The 19344-nt window shown below is 65.9% G+C and carries 17 protein-coding genes and 3 pseudogenes; 9 read left to right on the top strand and 11 right to left on the bottom strand.

What is annotated here, in order from left to right; genetic code table 11:
• Nucleotides 1-21 precede the first annotated feature (21 nt).
• Nucleotides 22-1221 carry an MFS transporter gene (locus NGJ44_RS16705; RefSeq protein ID WP_053243887.1) on the top strand — a complete coding sequence of 400 codons (1200 nt, stop codon included), beginning with the start codon at nt 22-24 and terminating at the stop codon, nt 1219-1221.
• A gap of 22 nt (nt 1222-1243) precedes the next feature.
• The gene (gene yddG / locus NGJ44_RS16700; RefSeq protein WP_053243888.1) at nt 1244-2140 is read left to right on the top strand and encodes an aromatic amino acid DMT transporter YddG; all 897 of its coding nucleotides are present in this window, start codon (nt 1244-1246) and stop codon (nt 2138-2140) included.
• 193 nt (nt 2141-2333) lie between these two features.
• On the opposite strand, the gene NGJ44_RS16695 is transcribed toward yddG, so the two are convergent.
• Together NGJ44_RS16695 and NGJ44_RS16690 are read right to left on the bottom strand one after the other, a co-directional pair.
• A complete protein-coding gene (locus NGJ44_RS16695; RefSeq protein ID WP_251864632.1) occupies nt 2334-2981 on the bottom strand; it encodes a hydrolase in 648 nt (215 codons plus the stop codon).
• A 164-nt stretch (nt 2982-3145) separates the two neighbouring features.
• A complete protein-coding gene (locus NGJ44_RS16690; protein WP_251864631.1) occupies nt 3146-4327 on the bottom strand; it encodes a LysR family transcriptional regulator in 1182 nt (393 codons plus the stop codon).
• Here NGJ44_RS16690 and NGJ44_RS16685 point away from each other — a divergent pair.
• Together NGJ44_RS16685 and NGJ44_RS16680 are read left to right on the top strand one after the other, a co-directional pair.
• Nucleotides 4284-4925 (top strand): HD domain-containing protein, encoded by a 642-nt coding sequence (locus NGJ44_RS16685; RefSeq protein ID WP_053243890.1) that lies wholly within the window; start codon nt 4284-4286, stop codon nt 4923-4925. The two genes, NGJ44_RS16690 and NGJ44_RS16685, sit on opposite strands and share 44 nt — an antisense overlap.
• 38 nt (nt 4926-4963) lie before the next feature.
• Nucleotides 4964-5875, top strand: a pseudogene (locus NGJ44_RS16680) (catalase); the annotation flags it as partial.
• Nucleotides 5876-6050: 175 nt separating this feature from the next.
• Here the strand turns inward: NGJ44_RS16680 and NGJ44_RS16675 are convergent.
• The gene (locus NGJ44_RS16675) at nt 6051-7040 is read right to left on the bottom strand and encodes a GlxA family transcriptional regulator (protein WP_251864656.1); all 990 of its coding nucleotides are present in this window, start codon (nt 7038-7040) and stop codon (nt 6051-6053) included.
• A gap of 569 nt (nt 7041-7609) precedes the next feature.
• Here NGJ44_RS16675 and NGJ44_RS16670 point away from each other — a divergent pair.
• Complete coding sequence (locus NGJ44_RS16670; RefSeq protein WP_152967948.1) at nt 7610-8113, top strand: hypothetical protein; 504 nt, start codon at nt 7610-7612, stop codon at nt 8111-8113.
• 140 nt (nt 8114-8253) lie between these two features.
• On the opposite strand, the gene NGJ44_RS16665 is transcribed toward NGJ44_RS16670, so the two are convergent.
• The 4 genes from NGJ44_RS16665 to NGJ44_RS16650 all read right to left on the bottom strand — a co-directional run bounded on the left by NGJ44_RS16665 (nt 8254) and on the right by NGJ44_RS16650 (nt 13160).
• The gene (locus NGJ44_RS16665; RefSeq protein WP_053243893.1) at nt 8254-8463 is read right to left on the bottom strand and encodes a hypothetical protein; all 210 of its coding nucleotides are present in this window, start codon (nt 8461-8463) and stop codon (nt 8254-8256) included.
• Nucleotides 8460-9629 carry a PepSY-associated TM helix domain-containing protein gene (locus tag NGJ44_RS16660; RefSeq protein WP_053243894.1) on the bottom strand — a complete coding sequence of 390 codons (1170 nt, stop codon included), beginning with the start codon at nt 9627-9629 and terminating at the stop codon, nt 8460-8462. Before NGJ44_RS16660 ends, NGJ44_RS16665 begins: the two co-directional genes overlap by 4 nt.
• Nucleotides 9630-9639: 10 nt before the next feature.
• Complete coding sequence (locus tag NGJ44_RS16655; RefSeq protein ID WP_053243895.1) at nt 9640-11823, bottom strand: TonB-dependent receptor; 2184 nt, start codon at nt 11821-11823, stop codon at nt 9640-9642.
• 281 nt (nt 11824-12104) lie between these two features.
• Nucleotides 12105-13160, bottom strand: coding sequence for a DUF72 domain-containing protein (locus tag NGJ44_RS16650; RefSeq protein WP_053243914.1), 1056 nt, complete (start codon nt 13158-13160; stop codon nt 12105-12107).
• Between the two features lie 186 nt (nt 13161-13346).
• Here NGJ44_RS16650 and NGJ44_RS16645 point away from each other — a divergent pair, with 186 nt between their 5' ends.
• From NGJ44_RS16645 to NGJ44_RS16635, 3 genes are all read left to right on the top strand, one after another.
• Entirely contained in the window at nt 13347-13601 is a 255-nt protein-coding gene (locus NGJ44_RS16645; RefSeq protein ID WP_082308206.1) for a hypothetical protein, read from the top strand.
• A 218-nt stretch (nt 13602-13819) separates the two neighbouring features.
• Nucleotides 13820-15082 (top strand): phosphoadenosine phosphosulfate reductase, encoded by a 1263-nt coding sequence (locus tag NGJ44_RS16640; protein ID WP_251864630.1) that lies wholly within the window; start codon nt 13820-13822, stop codon nt 15080-15082.
• A gap of 64 nt (nt 15083-15146) precedes the next feature.
• Nucleotides 15147-15797 carry an IbrB-like domain-containing protein gene (locus NGJ44_RS16635; protein ID WP_251864629.1) on the top strand — a complete coding sequence of 217 codons (651 nt, stop codon included), beginning with the start codon at nt 15147-15149 and terminating at the stop codon, nt 15795-15797.
• 18 nt (nt 15798-15815) lie between these two features.
• On the opposite strand, the gene NGJ44_RS16630 is transcribed toward NGJ44_RS16635, so the two are convergent.
• The 3 genes from NGJ44_RS16630 to NGJ44_RS16620 form a co-directional block, all read right to left on the bottom strand.
• Nucleotides 15816-16925 carry a porin gene (locus NGJ44_RS16630; protein ID WP_053243899.1) on the bottom strand — a complete coding sequence of 370 codons (1110 nt, stop codon included), beginning with the start codon at nt 16923-16925 and terminating at the stop codon, nt 15816-15818.
• A gap of 816 nt (nt 16926-17741) precedes the next feature.
• Complete coding sequence (locus NGJ44_RS16625) at nt 17742-18269, bottom strand: DUF488 domain-containing protein (protein WP_251864628.1); 528 nt, start codon at nt 18267-18269, stop codon at nt 17742-17744.
• Complete coding sequence (locus tag NGJ44_RS16620) at nt 18266-18493, bottom strand: hypervirulence associated TUDOR domain-containing protein (RefSeq protein WP_053243901.1); 228 nt, start codon at nt 18491-18493, stop codon at nt 18266-18268. Before NGJ44_RS16620 ends, NGJ44_RS16625 begins: the two co-directional genes overlap by 4 nt.
• A 279-nt stretch (nt 18494-18772) precedes the next feature.
• Between NGJ44_RS16620 and NGJ44_RS16615 the strand changes: the two are divergent.
• Nucleotides 18773-19057 (top strand): annotated as a pseudogene (locus tag NGJ44_RS16615) (hypothetical protein); the annotation flags it as partial.
• On the opposite strand, the pseudogene NGJ44_RS16610 reads toward NGJ44_RS16615, so the two are convergent.
• Nucleotides 19052-19294, bottom strand: a pseudogene (locus tag NGJ44_RS16610) (Arm DNA-binding domain-containing protein); the annotation flags it as partial. The pseudogenes NGJ44_RS16615 and NGJ44_RS16610 sit on opposite strands and share 6 nt — an antisense overlap.
• Nucleotides 19295-19344: the final 50 nt, after the last annotated feature.

Genomic DNA, 19344 nt, shown 5'->3' with positions numbered 1-19344 from the left:
GCCCTGGGCATCGTCAGTGAAATGTCGCAACAAGAAGATTCCTTCGACCTGAAGAAAATCGCCGTTCCCGCTTTCGGCCCCTCTCTCTTCTACGGGCTCAGCAACGGCGCCATCCTCCCCGTCATCGCCCTCACCGCCCGCGACCTGGGCGCCTCCGTCGCCACCGCCAGCCTCATCGCCGCCCTCATCGGCATCGGCTCGCTGTTCAGCAACATTCCCTCGGCCCTGCTCACCGAACGCTACGGCGAGAAGTACGCCATGACCGGCGCGGCCCTGCTGAGCGTCGTCGGGCTCCTGATGGTAATCACCCTGCCCAGCCTCTGGGTGCTGGCGATCGCCATGCTCATGCAGGGGGTCGCCCAGTCGGTGTTCCAATTGGCGCGGCAGAGCTACATGATCGAGATCGTGCCGCTGCAATACCGCGCCCGCGCGCTCTCCACGCTGGGCGGCACCACCCGCATCGGCACCTTCATCGGCCCTTTCGCCGGCGCGGCCCTCATTCACTTCATCGGCCTGGACGGCGCCTACTGGGTCGCCCTGGCCGCCATGCTGGGCGCCGGCCTGATCGCCTTCACCGCCCCCGACATCGAGCCCCGCGCCGTCCACAGCCAGGCCGCCGCCCGGACCAGCATCGGCCAGGTCGCGCGCAGCCACTGGCGCGTTTATCTCACCCTGGGCGTCGGCGTCATGCTCATCAGCGCGCTGCGCGCCTCGCGCCAGGTCGTCATTCCCCTCTGGGCCGACCATCTCGGCCTCGAGCCGGCCACCACCTCCCTCATCTACGGCCTGGTCGCCGCCGTGGACATGTCCGTCTTCTACCCCGCCGGCAAGGTCATGGACCAACGCGGCCGCCTGTGGGTCGCGCTGCCCTGCACCCTGCTCATGGGCCTGAGCCTCATGACCATTCCCCTCACCGGCGGCGCCCTCAGCTTCATCCTCGTGTCCCTGTTCCTCGGCTTCGGCAACGGCATCGGCTCCGGCATCGTCATGACCCTGGGCGCCGACGCCTCGCCGCCCGGCGCCCGCACGCAGTTCCTGGGCATCTGGCGCCTGATGTCCGACCTCGGCACCAGCGGCGGGCCGGTCCTGCTGTCCGGCCTGACCGCGCTGGCGTCGCTCGGCATGGGATCTTTCGGAGTGGGACTGCTGGGGCTGGTGGCGGCCGCGGTGTTCTGGAAGTGGCTGCCGGCCCGATCCCATACGCCGGCCAAGGCGGGCTGAAATGGGCCGGCCGAAACCGGGAATGCGCAGCAGGAATGCCACGCTGGTCGGACTGGTCGCCGTCCTGCTCTGGAGCGCGATCGTCGGCCTGATACGCAGCGTGAGCGAGAGCTTCGGCGCGACCGGCGGCGCCGCCCTGATCTATACCGTCGCCTCGGTTTTCCTGCTGCTGACGGTCGGATTTCCCCGCGTCCGCGAGTTTCCGCGCCGCTACCTCATATGGGGCTCGCTGCTCTTCGTGGCATATGAGCTGTGCCTCGCCCTGTCCATCGGCTATGCCCACACCGGCCGGCAGGCCATCGAGGTCGGCATGGTGAACTACCTGTGGCCCTCCCTCACCATCGTCTGCGCCATCCTCTTCAACAAGCAGAAATCCGGCCTGCTGATCATCCCCGGCTTCATCCTCTCCATGCTCGGCATCTGCTGGGTGCTCGGCGGCGACCAGGGCCTGGATCCGGCCGGCATGCTCGCCAACGTCCAGGACAACCCCCTCAGCTACGGCCTCGCCCTGGCCGGCGCCCTCATCTGGGCCGCCTACTGCACCGTCACCGCCCGGATCGCCAACGGCAAGAACGGCGTCACCCTGTTCTTCGGCATGGTGTCGCTGGTGCTGTGGATCAAATACTTCGCGACGGGCGGCGGCGACATGGACTTCACCTACCGCTCCGCCGCCCACCTCGTCATGGCCGCCGGCGCCATGGGCTTCGGCTATGCCGCCTGGAACGTCGGCATCCTGCACGGCAATGTCACCGTCCTCGCCGGCGCCTCCTACTTCATCCCCGTCTTCTCCGCCGCCCTCGCCGCCTTTCTTCTCAACACCCCGCTGTCCCTCGGGTTCTGGCAGGGAGCGGCCATGGTCTGCGGAGGCTCGATTCTCTGCTGGGTGGCGACGCGGCGGAGGGAGAGAAGCGGAGGGTAGGCTGACGGCGCGGCTTCGTTGCGTCGATGCCGCACTGGGCGACCCGCTGCCGCGCATCGCCACGAGGACGGCGCCCGCCCGCGGCCATGCGCTGCTGTGGCCGACGCCGGACACATTGCCGTCCCCCCGCATCTTCACGCGAACGCCCCCTTCGACAGCGTCGCACATCCTGCCGGCGTCTGTCTCAGCGCTACTAGTGCTTCGGCAGCATCGTCTGCGCATACTGGATGCCGACGCCAAAGGCGCCGCCGAATCTGCGCGAGATGCCGACGGTCAGGTCGTAGGTTTCCACGCGCGCCCAGTCGCGCTGCAGTTCCAGCAGATACGTCAGCGAGGTAATGGGTTTCGCGCCCGCCTGGAGCATGCGCTGGACGGCACGCTCGTGCGCTTCAGGAGTGCAATCGCCGCAAGCGTCGGTCACGACATAGACTTCGAAGCCTTGTTCCAGCGCCGAGATGACCGGACCATTGCAGCAGACCGAGGTCCACAGGCCCGCCATGACCAGCCGGTTCCTGCCCACCGCGTTGACGCGCGCGATGAAATGCTCATCTTCCCAGGCGTTTGACGTCGTACGGTCGGTAACTTCCGCGTCGGGAAAGACGTCGGTAATTTCGTCAAACAAAGGACCGGCAAACGTGTCCTTGGAAATCGTGGTGACGATGGTCGGCACTTTGAAGCCCTTGGCCGCGTTCGCCAGGATCGCGGTATTGGCGCGGAGGTTAGTGACATCGATGGACTTGGTGTTGAACGCCATTTCCGCCTGATGGTCGATCAGAATCAGCGCGTGATCGTTCGGGCTCAATAAGCTTTTTGCAGGCTTGGCGGTCGCGTTGATGCGCATCGGAATCTCCTCGGTGGATCAGGCTGCCCGAAAAGCTGGTTTGCCGAGCTGGCCTGCGGTTGTGTGGTGCGGAAAATTGTAGGAGCCGCCCCGCCAGACTTGTGTGCGGCGACGCCAAACCTTCTTTGCAAAAATGCCGATCCGGGCGCCGGCCCGCTGCCACGCTACGAAGAAGCTCCGCCGCGCGGGGCCCTGCCTTCGATGATGTCGCGCTGCGCCTCGATGGCCCGGCCGCAATGCGCCATGAATGCCTTGACGCGCGGCGATTTGCGGATGTCGGGGTGAGTCAGCAGCCAGAGTTCGTCGTAGACCTCCCTCTCCACCGGGCCGACTCGGACCAGACGGGCGTCCAGATCGCCGTGCATGCAGGGAAGCAGGCCGATGCCCAGGCCGTTGCGGATGGCTGCGGCGACGCCGTAGATCGAGTCGCTGCGGTAACTGACGTTCTGCGACGGCACGCGCTCGCGGACATAGCGGTGCGCCTTCAGGCCGGACAAGCTTTTGCCGTACGACACCCATGGCCGTTCGTGAAGCGTCTGCGGCAGCAAATCCCGGCCCAGGCGGCCGCCGCGCGGGCCGTATACCGCCCAGGCGACAGTGGCCATCCGGCGGCCGCACAGATTGTCCGGCACCGCCAGCGCGGCGCGCAAGGCGATGTCCGAATCGCCGCGGGCCAGGTTCAGGGCCCGGTTGCCGACGATCACGTCGATCTGGATGCCCGGATGCGCGGCCCGGAAGCTGGCGATGACGGGCGTCAGAAAATCCTGCAGCAGTGCGTCGCTGGTAGTGAGGCGCAGCTCTCCCTTGAGCTCCTGCGATTGTCCCGCGACCCGGCGCAGCACGCTCAAAATGTCTTTTTCCATGCGGCCGCCCAGCGCCAGCAGCTCCGCGCCGGCATTGGTGGGCAGGTAGCCCGTGCGGCGGCGCTCGAAGAGCGCGACGCCGAGCGCGCCCTCCAGCGCCGACAGCCGCCGTGACAGCGTCGAATGATTCAGGTCCAGCGCCAGCGCCGCGCTCATAAGGCCGCCGTGCTCGCCGATTGCCTTGATGATGCGCAGGTCGTCCCAGGACAGTTCCTCGGTGGAGTGCTTCATGGCGTCGTCGGAGAAGAAGGCGGCGGCGCCGCCAGGGAAGTGATTTTGTCGCACCGCCATCGCGCCCGCGCCGGCAGTGGCGCGAAACAGCGCCTGGTTGTCCGGATTCGATGCCACGCCGTCGTTGAACGGCCGAGGCGCCGATGCTGAAATTTCTTGGACCGCCGCCGCCCGGCGTTCCGGGCATACCCACCAGGAGGATCTTCCCATGGCAGAGACTATTGCCGGCATCCGGATTCCGGACAGCGCCATTGCGCGCGCCGCCACCGAGCTGGTGCGCGACACCGAAGACGACGTGCTGTACAACCACAGCCGCCGCGTGTTTCTCTGGGGCGCGCTGACGGGAGAACGCCGCGAGCTCCAGTACGACCCCGAACTGCTCTACCTCGGCGCCATGTTCCACGACATGGGCCTGACCGCGCGCTACGCCAGCCCAGACCTGCGTTTCGAAGTCGACGGCGCCAATGCCGCTCGCGAATTCATGCAAAGCCATGGCGTCTCCGAACGCGACATCGAAGATGTATGGACCGCCATCGCCCTGCATACCACGCCTGGCATTCCGGAACACATGCGGCCGACCATCGCACTCGTGACTGCCGGCGTCGAGATGGACGTGCTCGGCATCGCCTATCACGACTTCACGCCGCAACAGCGCGACCACGTGTGCACGCACCATCCGCGCGAACACAACTTCAAGGAGAACATCATCGATCACTTCGCCGAGGGCATCAGAAAGAAGCCGCAGACCACCTTCGGCAACGTCAAGGCCGACGTGCTGGCGCTCAAGGATCCTGACTACCAGCGGATGGACTTCTGCTCGATCATCCTGAGCTCGCCGTGGGCGAACTGACCGGGTTAGCCACGGGTCCGCGTTCCGGCGACATTTCCGTGACCGACAAGCCATTTTCCGGCGCCGCCGCGCCGCAATCCCTCACGCACGCGACCGGCGCGCCGGTCGCCGACAATCTCAATACGATGACCGTGGGCGCGCGCGGGCCGGTGCTGCTGCAGGACATCTGGCTCATCGAGAAACTGGCCCATTTCGACCGCGCAGTCATCCCTGAACGCCGCATGCACGCCAGGGGCTGAGGCGCGGCCGGCGCCGAACGCGACATCCGCGGCTTCGCCGTGAAGTTCCACACCGAGGAAGGAAACTGGGACATCGTGGGCAACAACACGCCCGTGTTCTTCTTCGGCGATCCCTTCCGCTTCCCGGACCTGAACCACGTGGTCAAGCGCGACCCGCGCACGGGACTCCGTTCGGCCGACAGCAACTGGGACTTCTGGTCGCTGCTGCCCCAGGCGCCGCACCAGATCACCATCGTGATGTCAGACCGGGGGATTCCCAGAACCTTCCTCCACCTGCATGGCTTCGGAAGCCACACTTTCTCGATGATCAACGCCGCCAACGAACGCATCTGGGTCAAGTTCCATTTCCGCTCCCGGCAGGGCATCGAAAACCTGACCGGCCAGGAAGCCGGCGCAATCATGGCCGGCGACTACGAAAGCCACGGCCGCGACCTGCTGCAGGCCATCGAACGCGGCGACTTCCCGCGCTGTACGCCGCACATCCCGGTGATGACGCAGGAACAGGCGCGCCGCCACCGGCACAACCCGTTCGACCTGACCAAGGTCTGGCCCAAGCGCGAGTATCCGCTCATCGAGGTGGGCGTCATGGAACTGAACCGCTATCCCGACAATTACTTCGCGGAAGTCGAGCAGGCCGCCTTCTCGCCCGCGGACGTGGTGCCGGGCATCGGCTTCTCGCCGGACAAGATGCTGCAGGCGAGGCTTTTCTCATAGGGCGATGCGCAGCGCTATCGCCTGGGCGTGAACTTCAGGAACACGGCGCACGCGATGGGCGGCGCGCGCGAGTAGGTGAAGCGGCGTCACATCGAAAACTGCGCCAAGGCCGACCCGGCCTGTGCCGCCGGCGTCGCGACAGCGCTCGGCCTGTAGCGCCGCCCGTGCACCGCTACGCCATCGCCCCGCTCGCCGCAGAACAGGCCTGCCGATGGAAACTGGCGCGATATTGCGCGGGCGTCACGCCCAGGCGCTCGCTGAAGACCACCCGCATTCTATCCACCGACCCGAAACCGCAACTGAATGCGACCGACTTCAACGGCCGTTCGCTCGCCTCCAGCATCCTGCGCGCGGCGTCGATGCGCGCTCGCAGCACAAACTCGTGAGGCGTGATTCCGGCCTGCTGCATGAAATACCGCGCCAGATTACGAGGGCTCATGCCCGCTTGCGCCGCCAGCGATTGCAGCGTGTGCCGCTGGCCGATGTTCGCCATGACCAGCGCCTGGACGCGCGCCACGGGCGAACCCGGCTCGCAAGACGCCGCCAGATACGGACTGAACTGAGACTGTCCGCCCTGGCGCTGCGCGACCATCACCAGCCGCTTGGCCACGGCCAGTGCGACGCCTTGCCCGTGGCTTTCCCCGATCAGCGCCAGCGCCAGATCGATGCCCGCGGTAATGCCGGCGGACGTAACCAGGCGCCCGTCGCGGACATAAATCGCGTCCGGCTCGACCTCGGCCTGCGGAAACATCCCGGACAGCTTGCGGGCTTCCTGCCAGTGCGTCGTGACGCGCCGCCCATCGAGCAGGCCCGCATGCCCCAGCGCAAAAGCGCCGGTGCAGACCGACCCATAGACGCCCGCCCTCTCCGTCGCCTTGCGCAGCCAGGCCGTCAAGGCCGGATCGGGAGATGCATCGGGCATGGCCGGACCACCCGCGACCAGCAGGATGTCGAACGCGCCAGCGGCCTGCGCGTAATCCAGGTCGGCCACCAGTTGCATGCCATTGGACGCCCGAACCGGCGCGCGGCGCACAGCCACGAGCGCCGTCTCGTAGCGTTCGCCCGAGGACAGATGCGCATTGGCCTCGTGCAGCGCATCCACCGGCCCGGCCACATCCAGCGCTTGCACGCCTTCGTGTATGACGATCGCCACCCTCTGCACTGTCATGGACGGGTTCTCCCGCAACGTCCGCCCGCGCCGTGTTTCATCCTCTTGGGGCCGGCGCGGCGCGGGCTGTGTCTCGTTGATCGGTTTTCCGATATGGGCTTCAGGCGCGGGCGCGGCGACGTCATACGGGCCACATGCCGGCGCACGCCGACATTAATGCCGTCGCCCCCCTGGCGGCTTCCCGCCCAGAACGGAATCCTACAACGGAGCCGCCCGCCTCGGCGACGAATTGTCGTTGCGGCCGGGATCCGCCGCCGCCATTTCCCCGGGGCATCGTTCCCCGTGGCCAACGTCTCCGGAACGTCGAAGCGCTGTTTCTGCGAGACGGCGATGGCCGCGCCCTGCCCGACGCCGAGTACTACACCCGCGTCGACAAAAGCTGCACAGCCACGGAAAGCGCCCTGCGGTTTCTCCACATCGAAGGCTGCTTCGGCGCCGGGCCGGAAGCGTCCGCCCGCCTTCGGAGCAGCGGCCTGAGGTAAAACAGCCAATACTCCGCATCCCCGGCGACGGCTTCGTGTCGTCGCGCGGATCGTCTCCACTTTTCGACAGGGCCCTTGCCAATGACCTCCGCACCCGCTGCCCCCGACCTCCCTGCCGAAGTCCGGCATCTCATTGAAGCGTTCGAAGCAGTCCCGGGCATTTCGTCCGTCGAAATAAAAAGGCTGTATCTGCCCGACTTGGCGCTTTCCGATCTGTCGCTTCCCGGAGACTATGCTGACCTGCCCACGGCTGCGCTGCGCCGGTCCGGCGGCGGACGGCCCGACGAAACACTGCTGTCCATTCATTTTGAAATCAGCCGCAACGAAGCCGGCCTCGACGGCCTGGAGTTCCTGGCCTGGTGGACCCGCGACCGGGCCCGCGCCGGCGAAAACGTCCAGCTCAGGGCCATCGCCCTGCCGCCTGTCGCCGGCGGCCGCAAGCAATGGGGAACGACGCTCAGGTTCTCCCTCGATTGGTTCTACGTGGACCCGGCGCAGGACATGGCGCAACTGCTGAAAGCGATGGACGAGGCGGCGGGGAGCATCGGCCTGTTCCTGGATCTGTATGGGGAGGCGTTTCGGTAGCGGGCCGGCGACTGGCGAACGTGTCCGCAGTGGCAAGGCGAACTTCGAGGCGGCGGGATTTGACGTTGAAGCACCGACGCCGACCTCCGTCTGCCGTGCCGGGCGTCAGCACGTCCGGCTTTTCCGTGAACGCAAACCGCCTACCTGGCCCGCCGGCGCCAGGCCCACGCCACCGCCGCGACTGGCGCAAGAATCGTCAGCCAGGACAGCGCGTCCCAGACCCCGTCGCCCAGCAGCGCCGACACCAGGCCCACGCCGGAGGCCACGCCCAGCCAGACAGGAATCCGAAACACTTCGCCCGCCGACTGCAGGTGGTCGGTGCGCACGTGCCGGGCTTCGTGCTTGTTCATTGCGCGGCCTCCTTTGCGCGGCCGGGGCGCGGCGCGTCCGCGCGATCGGGCGCGCCATCGGTTTGCACGCCCGATGCCGCGACCGCCTTCGGCTTGCGCAGCCACAGGTACAGCCCGCTGCCCAGCACGACGATGGCGAAGATGTCCAGCACGGCCCACAGCAGCTTCAGCGGCAGGCCGCCGTAATCGCCGAAATGCAGCGGTTGAGACAGGAACAGCGTTTTCACGTACCAGGGCATGTCGCGCGAGTCGGTCAGCTTGCCGGTGGCGGCATCCACCAGCGCCGGCTTGAGCAAACGCGAGGTGACGGGCGTGCTGCCTTTCAGGAAAAACGTGTAGTGATGCGGACTGGAGAACATCGTGCCCGGATACGCCACCAGGCTGACCGTCATGTCCGGCACCGCGGCGCGCGCGGCGCGAAGGGACGCCTCCAGATGCGCGGGTTGCGTCACGGGCGGCAAGCCCCGGTACGGGGCCGTCATCTCGGCCATCTGGTCCATCTGCCACAGGCTCAGCACGATGCGGTTCAGGGTATTGATGCTGCCCGTCACGCCGACCACCAGCAGCCACACGACGGTAACGATGCCCAGCAGGTTGTGCCAGTCCAGCCATTTGACGCGCGCGCTGCGCCGGGTGCGCAGCGCGCCGAACTTCAGGCGGCGCATGAACGGGTAGTACAGCACCACGCCCGACACGATGGCCGCCACCATCAGCAAGCCCATCGCACCCAGGAACAGCATGCCGGGCAGCCCGGCGAACATGTCCGTGTGCAACTTGAGCATGACGTACATGAAGCCTTCATTGGTGGCGGGCTCGTCGAGCACTTTGGCGGTACGTGAGTCCACGATGACGGCGTGGTTCTCTTCGGGCGGCGCGTCGATGGCGCTGGCCATCGACACGTACGTGATGTCAGGATGCTCGTCCTGCTCCCAGAACATGTAGCGGATGACCTCGCCCGGGCGGCGCTCCAGCGCGGCTTGCGCAATCCGGTCCAGGCTGGCGTTGGGCGTGCCCGCCGGCATGGGCGGCGCCTCGACCACGCCCGAAAGGTGCTCGATTTCCTCATGAAAAATCAGCGGCAGCCCGGTCAGGCACAGCAGCAGCATGAATACCGTGCAGACCAGGCTGCTCCACTTGTGTATCCATGACCAGGTGCGCGTCGACATTCAGGCCGCCTCAGAACGCGATACCGGTCGATAGCGTAACCGTGCGCGGCGATCCCACGAACAGATAGCCGGCGGTCGCCGTGCCCCAGTAGTCTTTGTCGAACAGGTTTTCCACATTCAGGCGGAAGGTCACGGGTTTGCCGCTTATCTTCGTTTCGTAGCGCGCGCCGGCATCGACGCGAGTCCAGCTCGGCACCGACAGCGAGTTGGCCGCATCGGCGTAGGTGCTGGCGGTATGGATGACGCGGCCGGTCAGCGTCAGGCCCGGTACGAAGGGAGTGTCCCATTCGGCGCCGAGATTGAATTGCCAGTCGGGAACGCCGATGGCCTTGTTGCCTTTCAGGTCGGACGACACGGCCTTGGTGATGGAGCCGTCGATGTAGCTGACGCCGCCCAGCAGGCGCAGGCCGCGCGCCACTTCGCCGGCAAAGGTGGCCTCGACGCCCCGGTTGCGCTGTTCGCCGAACACGCCAAACGTGTTGCCGGAAATGCCCGAGCTGGGACGGGTCAGCTCGAACAGGGCGATCGTGGCCAGCATCTTGTCGTCCAGGTTGTACTTGGCACCGATCTCCTTCTGCTTGGATTTGAACGGCGACAGGGTTTCTCCCGGATTGGTGATCGCGGCGCTGGTGGGCGCGGTGTCGCCCTGGGACAGCCCTTCGACGTAGCTGGCGTACAGCGAGAGATCGGGCCGCACTTTGAGCACCGCGCCGGCGAACGGCGTGGTGGCGCGCTTGTCGTAGCGGGGGCCGCCGGGTTCGCCGGTCATGAAGTTGTAGCTCTGCCCTTCGACCTGCTGCCGGCGCACGCCCAGCGACAACTGCAATCGGTCTTCCATGAAGGACAGCGTGTCCGCCAGCGCATAGCTCGTGAGCTTGGTGCGCTGATAGCGGCGCAGCGGGTTGTCGATGCCGGAGGTGGAGGGCGTGTCGAAGACATCGCCCGAGTAGATGTTGGAGCTGCCGCCAGGATAGCCCGTGTAGAAGCCCAGCCGGGCGTCCTGGTCCAGCTTGGTGTAGCCGAACGCCACACGGTGGCCCACCGGACCGGTGGAAAAATTGCCGCGCAGCCCGGCTTCGGTGGACCTGCTGTCCACGGTCATGCGCTGCCAGCCGCCAAAATAGGAATAGTCGCCCTGCGCATTCAGCAGGACGGGGTTGGCGGCGATGGAAGCCCAATTCAGTTTGCGCTGGCCATAGCCGGCGTAGGCGGTAAGCTTGTCCGTCAGGTCATACTCGACCTTGAACACGCCCGATCCGTTGCGGCCATCGCTCCAACCCAGTCCGGGATACGGGTTCTTGTTGCTCGGCGCCTCGGGAATCGAAGCCAGGCCCGGGCCAAGCTGGAACTGGCGCACGACATTGTCGATGCGTTCCTTCTGCCACAGCAGGTCCAGCGAAGCGCGCAGCGCCTGGCCGCGGTAGTCCAGCGCCAGGGACGCCAGACGCTCGCGCGTGGACTGGTCCTTGATCGGCGTATCGCCGTCGCGGGTCATGGCGTTGACCCGGATGCCGAAGGCATTGTCCGGCCCGAATCGGCGGCCGATATCGGCATGCACGCCGAATACCGAATCCGATCCGACGCTGCCCGTCACGCGCGTGATCGGATCATCCGTGGCGCGCTTGGGCACCAGGTTGACGACACCGCCCACGCTGCCGCCCGGCGTCATGCCGAACAGCGCCGCGGACGGGCCCTTGATGATCTCCACCCGCTCCAGCGTCTCCACCGGCGCGCGCCAGTATGGGGCCAGGCCGAACATGCCGTTGAACGCGAAGTCCCCCGTCGGCACGGTGAAGCCGCGGATGGTGAGGTCTTCGTTGATATTGGAACGCGCGCTGCCCATGCGCACCGACGAATCCGACGCGGCCACGTCGGCGACCGACCGCGCCTGCTCGTTCTCCATGGTTTGCGCGGTATAGCTGGTCACACTGAAGGGCGTGTCCATGACGGACGTGTTGCCCAGGATGCCCATCCGGGCGCCGCCGCCGATCTGCCCGCCCGCGATGGGCGCGGGCGCTTCGTCCATGGCCGCCTGGGCGCCGGAAACGGTAATGACGGGCAGCACCTTCGGCGCGGCAGCATCCGGGCCGGCCGTCTGGGCCGTTACCGTGGCGGCGTACAGCGCCGCGCCGCCCGCCAGCGCCCGTTTCATGGCCGCGGTTACGCGCCGCTGCGCGCGTTTGCGATGCACCATTGCTTTTTCCACCCCTGGCCCCGAATGTTATTTCATGAAACGCGCATGATAATCATTCCTGTTTCATATGACTATCCGGCGTTTCCAGGCTGTTGCAAGGCAGTCACGGTTCGCGGAACGCGGGGCCGCGCGCGACAGGCCCTGCCGGTCCTTCGATGACCGCCGCAAACAAAGGCCGGCGGGCCGGAAACCCGCGAGGCCGCCAATCCCTGGCCGGCCAGAGCGGCATCGGAGAAAAAACGGGACGGGGCGTATGGCCCCAAAAAAGGGACGGGTATAACCTACGCCGCGATGGCCTGGGCCAGTTTCTGGATGGACAACGGCGCGCAGCCCTCGGCATCGTTGCTGACCGTCACGTAGGCCGGCTGGCCCGCGCCCGTGATGCCTCGGATCGTGCGCGCCAGCACCGCGCGAGTAGGGAGATCCTCGCTGAGAATGGCATTGAACGGATCGTGCTTCTTCTGCGCGTCGGCGTAACCATACGCGCCGAAAACGCGGTTCAGGTTCCACCGGCAGACCAGCGGCCCCGGCCACAGGGCGCGCAGCATCGGCAACTGCGCTTCGATCGGCGGCATCTTGCCATGCAGGCCCAGGCAGAAAGTGGCTCCATGCGCCTTGAGCGTCTCGACCAGTGCCCGGCCCAATAGTTCAGGGTCGCGCACTTCCACCGCGACGATCACCGCGTCATGCCCGGACAAAGCCTGCCGGACAGCCGCCAGCATGCCGCCCAGCTTCTCCAGCAGCGAGGCGGGACGGCTCAGCCAGCCCCAAGGCAGGGGACTCAGCTGAAACACCAGGACGCCGAGCTTGGCGCCCAGACCTTCGAGGACCGGCCGCACGAAATCTGCGACGGCCCGCGACGGGTCGAGAAACCCCGGATTGCGTTCGCGCGCCTTGCCTGTCTCGCCGCGCACCTGGGCGTCGGTAATGCTGGCGGGACATTTGACGACGAAACGGAAGCCGTCATCGACCTGCCCCGCATAATCGGCATACTGGCTTGCCGTCAAGGGACGCCAGAAAGAGCGGTCCACGCAAACCGTGCGCAGCAGCGGGTGCCGGTGGTAGGCGACCAGCCCGTGCCTGGACAGCGTGCTCGAATCGTATTCGCCATCCCAGACCAGCCCTTCCCAGCCCGGATACGACCAGGTAGAGACGCCAAAACGCAGCTGCGCCGGAAGCTGCCGCGCGAGCGCGCGCCAGCCCTCCGCCGCGGGGGCGGGCAGCACCTTGGCCGTGCCTCGCGGGGCAGGGGCATCCGGATTCGCACGGGACGCCGCGCGGTTCGACGCGCGGGCCGGCGGCAGGGGAAGCGCATCTCCAAAAAGATCGTCTTGCATGCGGGTCATACTGGCGCTGAGGTAGGCTAAAGGGTACTTCAATGCCGGCCGTGGCGTCCGGAACGGGCCCCGAGATCGGGGCCGCGCGCAGGACACTGACGCAGGCCCCGCATTGCGAGTAAGGTACGAGCAGAGGCCTCGATTGCCCGGCACTTCGGCCTGTGCCGCCAGCGGGAACCAGACATCATGAAGATCCTTCGTTCAGCCCTGCGCCCTGCCCTCGTCGCCGCCGCGTGCGCTTCGATTGCCGCCTGCGCGGACAATCCGCCCCGGCAAACCGATATGGACTACCGGAGCCGCCCCCCTTCTCCCACGGTACGGGACACCAACAGCAGGCCAGGCTCGCCGGGCCAGCGCTTGACCATACAGTCCGGCGAAGGAGAAAGGTTGAATCTCCCCTGGTTCATCCAGGACACGCAGGACTGGATCAACAGCAACTGATGAAGTCCAGCTGACGACGCGCTCCTGTCGAATCCGTTCCCGCCCTCAGCGCCCGGCTCGCCGTCATCGGCAATGAAAACGCCTCCCGGCGTAGACTTCATCGAGAGGAATACGAAACTGCCCACAAATCGACCGCCATTTTCTGCAACACGACGCCCCCTGATTCGAGTGAATATTCCGGGGATGGCAAGCAGGCCATCGGCGGTTGGAGCGGGCGCATGGAAAGACGGCAGGCAAAGCGGCGGATCGGGGTGGGAAAAAAGGCATATGGCCAGGCCGACGTGCTTGCGGCGGCAAGAGCGCGCATCCGCCTGGTGTTCTCGCATTTCGAGCGCGTCTGTGTCGCCTTCTCCGGCGGCAAAGACAGTTCCGTCACCCTGCACCTGGCGCTCGAGGCCGCCAGGGAACTCGGGCGCGGCCCGGTGGACGTGCTGTTCATCGATCTCGAGGGCCAATACCAGGCCACGATCGCCCACGTGGAAAACATGTTCGCCTCCGAAGACGTGCGGCCCTGGTGGATCTGCCTGCCGATCAACCTGCGCAACGCGTCCAGCATGCGCGAGCCCTACTGGTGCGCTTGGGAACCCGGACGCGAGGCCGATTGGGTCCGGCCCATGCCCACGCACCCCGCCGTGATCTCCGACCCGGCCCGCCTGCCCTTCTACCGCTATCGCATGGAGTTCGAGGAGTTCGTGCCGGCCTTCAACGAATGGCTGGCGCGCGACGTGCCCACCGCGGTGCTGGTGGGCATCCGTTCCGACGAATCGCTGAACCGCTACCGGGCGGTCAAGCTCGGCGCCAAGACCAAGAAGCGCGCCTGGACGCCTCCTGGCGGCGAGGGGCCGGTGGCATGGAGCACCCAGGACCAGCCCGCCAGCCGCGCGATCACCTTTTTTCCCATCTACGACTGGAAATTCCCCGACATCTGGCGCTACATCGCGGACCACGGTCATCCTTACAACCGCATCTACGACCAGATGCACCGCGCGGGCGTGCCCTTTTCCCAGATGCGCATCTGCCAGCCCTACGGCGACGACCAGCGCAAGGGGCTGGACCTCTTCCACCGTCTGGAACCGGAAACGTGGTTCCGCGTCGTGCGGCGCGTCTCGGGCGCGAACTACGGCGCGCGCTACTGCCGCCAGCAGTTCCTCGGCTATCGCGGCGGGCTGGGATTGCCGCCCACGTTCACGAGCTGGAAACAGTATTGCCAGTTCCTCTTGCTCAGCATGCCGCCCGTACTGAGGCAGGTCTATCAGCGGCGCATCGACCGCTTCATCCAGTGGTGGGCCGCGCACAACTACCCCGTGGACTGCTGGCCGGACGCCGGCATTCCCGCGCTGGAAAACCGCAAGGCACAGCCGTCCTGGCGGCGCGTGGGAATGTCTCTCATCAAGTCGGACATGGCCCGCTCGCTGTCTTTCGGCTATGCGCGCCAGGACGTCGAACCGCTGTTGGCCACCAGGCCCGGAACGCCTCGATGACGCCGCCCGGACGCACCGCTTACCCTCCCGCCCGGCACGGCCGGGCGTCCTAGGACAGAAACACATGCAGAGCAAAACGCACCAGGCCGTGCTCGATCTGGCGAGCCGGGCCGAAACCATCTTCCGTGAACTGCCCGACCTGCCGTTGGCCGCGCGCGTCGAAGCCATCAACCTGTTGCGCCGGCTGCTGCACCAGTACAGCCCGTTCTCCGGCGAGCCGGTGGATTGCGTGCAGTGGGTGCCCGGCGACGAGGTCGTGGGCAACGACTACAACCCCAACACCGTCGCGCCCCCTGAAATGCGGCTGCTGGAACGTTCCATCGGCGCCGACGGCTTCACCCAGCCCATCGTCGCCCACCTCGATGAAGACGATCGCAGCATCGTGGTGGACGGCTTCCACCGCCAGCGCGTAGGGAAAAAAACCGGCCCCATCAAGGCCCGCCTGCACGGCTACCTGCCCCTTGCGTACGTCCGGAGCGACCGCGGCGACATCGCCAGCCGCATCGCCGCCACCATCCGCCACAACCGCGCGCGCGGCGTGCACGGTGTTGCGCCCATGACCGACGTGGTGGTGAACTTGCTGCGCTCCGGATGGACGGACGGCGAGGTGGCGCGGGAACTCGGCATGGACGACGACGAAGTCCTGAGGTTCAAGCAGGTTTCGGGCCTGCCCGAACTCTTCCGCGATCACGAATACTCGCCATCCTGGTCCTGAGCGCTCCCGCGCCCGCGCTCAGAAGCGGTGCCGCAGGCCGACGGCCGCGGCAGTGCTGCGCAGATCGTCCTGGAACGCGAAGTTGTCGGCGTAGGACGCGTAGGCGTACAGGTTGGTGCGCTTGCTCAGGTCGTAGGTGTAGCCCAGGCTGTAGACGCTGAACGTCCGGTCGTCGCCCGTCAGCCGGCTATTGCCGGGATCGACGTGCTGCCACGACGCCATGATGGTGTTGGCGCCCAGGGGCAAGGTCAGGCCCAGCAGGTATGAGTTCGCGCGGAAGCCGTCGGCCTGCTTGAAACTGCCCAGCGGCTCGCCCTGGCCGGGCGGCAGGGAGTCGAGATCAGCGCCGGAGAACCAGCCATTGCGCGTCTGCCCGAACACGGCCGACAGCTTGAGCACTTCGAGATCATAGGCGCCGCCCACGATGTACTGCTGGATGGGAACCGGCGAGCCGCCGTCGAACGGGTTGCCGCGGCTGGGGTTCATGCGATCGTACGACGCGGCCAGGGTCAGCGGGCCGTCCAGGTATTGCGCGCCGGCGGTGATCACGCGGTTGTTGTCGCTGGTGCGGAAACCGCCGCCTCGGTTGTCATCGGCGTTGAACGAATAGCCGATGCCGGACCTCAGCCCACCGAACGACGGCGTCTGGTACAGGACCAGGTTGTCCAGACGCATCGCCTTGGCCGAGCCGAAGGCCGTGCCCATGCTGGCCGTCTTGTAGCTCTCGCCGAACGGATCGATGCTGAGGAAGTGCTTGGAGGCCAGGTTGGTTTGCCGGCCGAACTCCAGCCGCCCCCAATCGCCGCTTTGCAGGCCGACGGTGGCCTGGCGTCCGAACAGCCGGCTGTGGTGCGACGGCTTGCCGTTGCTGGACGAGAAACCGCCTTCCAGGTTGAACGTGGCCCTCAGGCCATCGCCCAGGTCTTCCGAGCCCAGCAAGCCGAAACGCGAGGCGCCGCTCACGCCGTCCACGGCGCCGACGCGGCTTTCCTTGAAGCCGTCACGGCCTTTCACCTGGTTATAGCCCAGGCCGGCATCCACCGACCCATACAGCGTCAACGACGCCTCCGCGCAGGCCGCGCCCGTGAATCCCCCGGACAGTGCAACGGCCAACAATATCTTTCTCATTGTCGATTTCCCAAAGCGGTGTAACACGAACGGGCATGCGCAACCCGTTTGTGCGATAGGCGAGAGCCAACGCGCATGTGGGGGTGAAGCTATCACCGCTGGAAAATCCACATAATGACCTCCAGTCTGGTTTCTTGGGCGTAATGGCGTTGCCGCGTCTCTTATCCGGCTTTGGGGCGGAAACAGTGCCGTTGGCGTTGGAAAAGCAAATACTCCGGTGTTCGGGTGTCCGGGTGGCAGCGGCTGCGCGAACGGGAAGCTGAAAACGCCAAGCTCAAGCGCATATCTGCCGATTTGGCGCGGGAGAATACAGCGGTCACCGACATCTTGAATCGAAAATCCTGACGCTGTCGGCCAGGCGCGAAGTGGTGGAAAGCTGGCGCAAGCCACGCTCTCAATCACGCGCGCGTGCCAGATCGCCGGCCTGTCGCGGGCGGCGTACTCCAAGAGGCCAACGCCGGCATTCGAACGGGATGCCCAGGGTCATCCATGCCCTCCATGCCGTTGCCATCCCGCATGGGCCCTGGGGATTCTGGAAGGGTTCTGCCCGGCTGCGGCTCGACGGTCACGGCAGGAATAAAGAGCGCGCTCATCGGGTGCACTGCGACATGCGTCTGAACTTGCCCCGGCGCAGCAAAAAGGGGCTGCCCGACCGGCCGCGACAGCCATTCGGTCCGGCCACAGAGCCCAATCGATGTTGGGCGCTCGACTTCATGTTTCAGACGCCAAACGTGATCGACGAAACGAACCGGGAATGCTTGGCCATCGGGCTAGGCATGTCCATTCCGTCGGCACGCCTGATTCGGATCTTGAGCTTCAGGGATAGACCACCGTGCCATCAGGCCGGACAACCGCCCCCGGCGTCAGGCTCGCAGGATCAATGTGGCCAGGCCCCATGATGTGGAAAACCGCCATGCCCCCGGCCAGGAGATAGTCGGCCACGATGCGCCGGTGGCAGCGCCACCATACCGCCTCGGAACACATCAGCACGATGCGCTGCCGGCTGCCGAGGTCGATAAGATGATCCAGGCCGGCGCGAAACGGGGCCGACATCGCGTAGTCCGCATAGTTGTGGAAGCTGTCGTTTTCCCAGAATCGATTGACAGCGCGGGAAACCGTTTTGGATTTTCCCCGCAGCCCGCCCAGCGCCCCCATATGCTCGTACCCCACCTGCAGGAGAGCCAGCGCGACCGGCAGGACATCCTGATTGAACTGAGGGTTCGCACGCGAACGCGGCACCGTGCGGATATCGGCCACCAGCTCGATGCCGGCCTCTTGCAGCAATCCGGCGAATGCTTCCAGACTGCGGTTCGAATGGCCGATGGTGAAAAACGGCGGCGTCATGTCCGGCCCTTGCCGCGCACGCGCTCTAGCGCCTCGCCCCGGTGGGCGGCAATGTGGCCGGTCTTGTCGCTCTTGATCTCATACTGGGGATGTTCCGGCGATGCGCGATGCACGTGCCCCTTGTAGTCGAAATCCCGGGTATGAATGGCAATGATGGTGCCCGACACCCTGCCTGCCTCGGAATTCCAGGCGACGTAGTCACCGATCCTGAATCTCGTGGCCATTCGGTGCGCTCCTTGTCAGCCAGCAACAGCGTCGATCCATTGTGATCGAATTCTTGGGCCGATGCCAGGACACCGCAATGATAGCGCTCGGCAATCTTGCGCGCCCGGTCATGAACTTCTTCGGTCAGCAGCACGACTTTGCAACACTGCGAACCAGCTCCAGCACCTGCCCGATTTCGTCCCGGCCCATCTGAAAGTTGCGAACGCACACCTGAATGACTTCGTTAAGCACCTGGACGCTGATCACGGGCTGTTCCTGAAGCCAGGCTTCGGCCCGGTCCGCCTTGCTGCTTCCGGTCGGAACGGGTAGTTCACCCTCGCACACGCGACGCCTTGGCCTTTTTGCCTGCTCAGTTCAATGAGCTGGAGTTGATGCCCAAGGAACGCGAGCTGATCGAGATCTGCAAACAGGAGAAGGACGCTGGGCGCAAGACACTGGTCTATTCGGTCTACACCGGCACACGCGATACCACTTCGCGCCTGAAGGGTTTGCTCGAACAAGAAGGCTTCAAGGTAGCGGTGTTGCGCGCAAGCGCGGACGCCTCCCGCCGCGAGGACTGGATTGATGCCTTTGGCCAATAAGGCGCGCGCGTCGTTTCGGCGCACACGCGCTTCCTGCAACGCGACTTCTGGGTACGTCCCCAGCGACATCCGCTTCTGCTTAGTGGCCCAGCAATAGCGAAAGTGCCACGTTTTGCCACCCGTTGGGGGCACCGCCAAGCTGAGTCCGTCCGTATCGGCGACGGTATAAGCCTTGCCCGTGGCTTTCGCCTGTCGGACGGCCAAATCGGAAAGCGCCATGTCTAGCTCCTGACGTCATGTCAGAACTAGATGCTCGTCCGGTCTGTCTC

The organism is Achromobacter sp. Marseille-Q4962, from assembly GCF_943737005.1.
Taxonomy (GTDB): Bacteria; Pseudomonadota; Gammaproteobacteria; order Burkholderiales; family Burkholderiaceae_B; genus Achromobacter.
The sequence above is the reverse complement of the archived record's forward strand: the minus strand, read 5'-3'. Positions and strand labels throughout refer to the sequence as shown.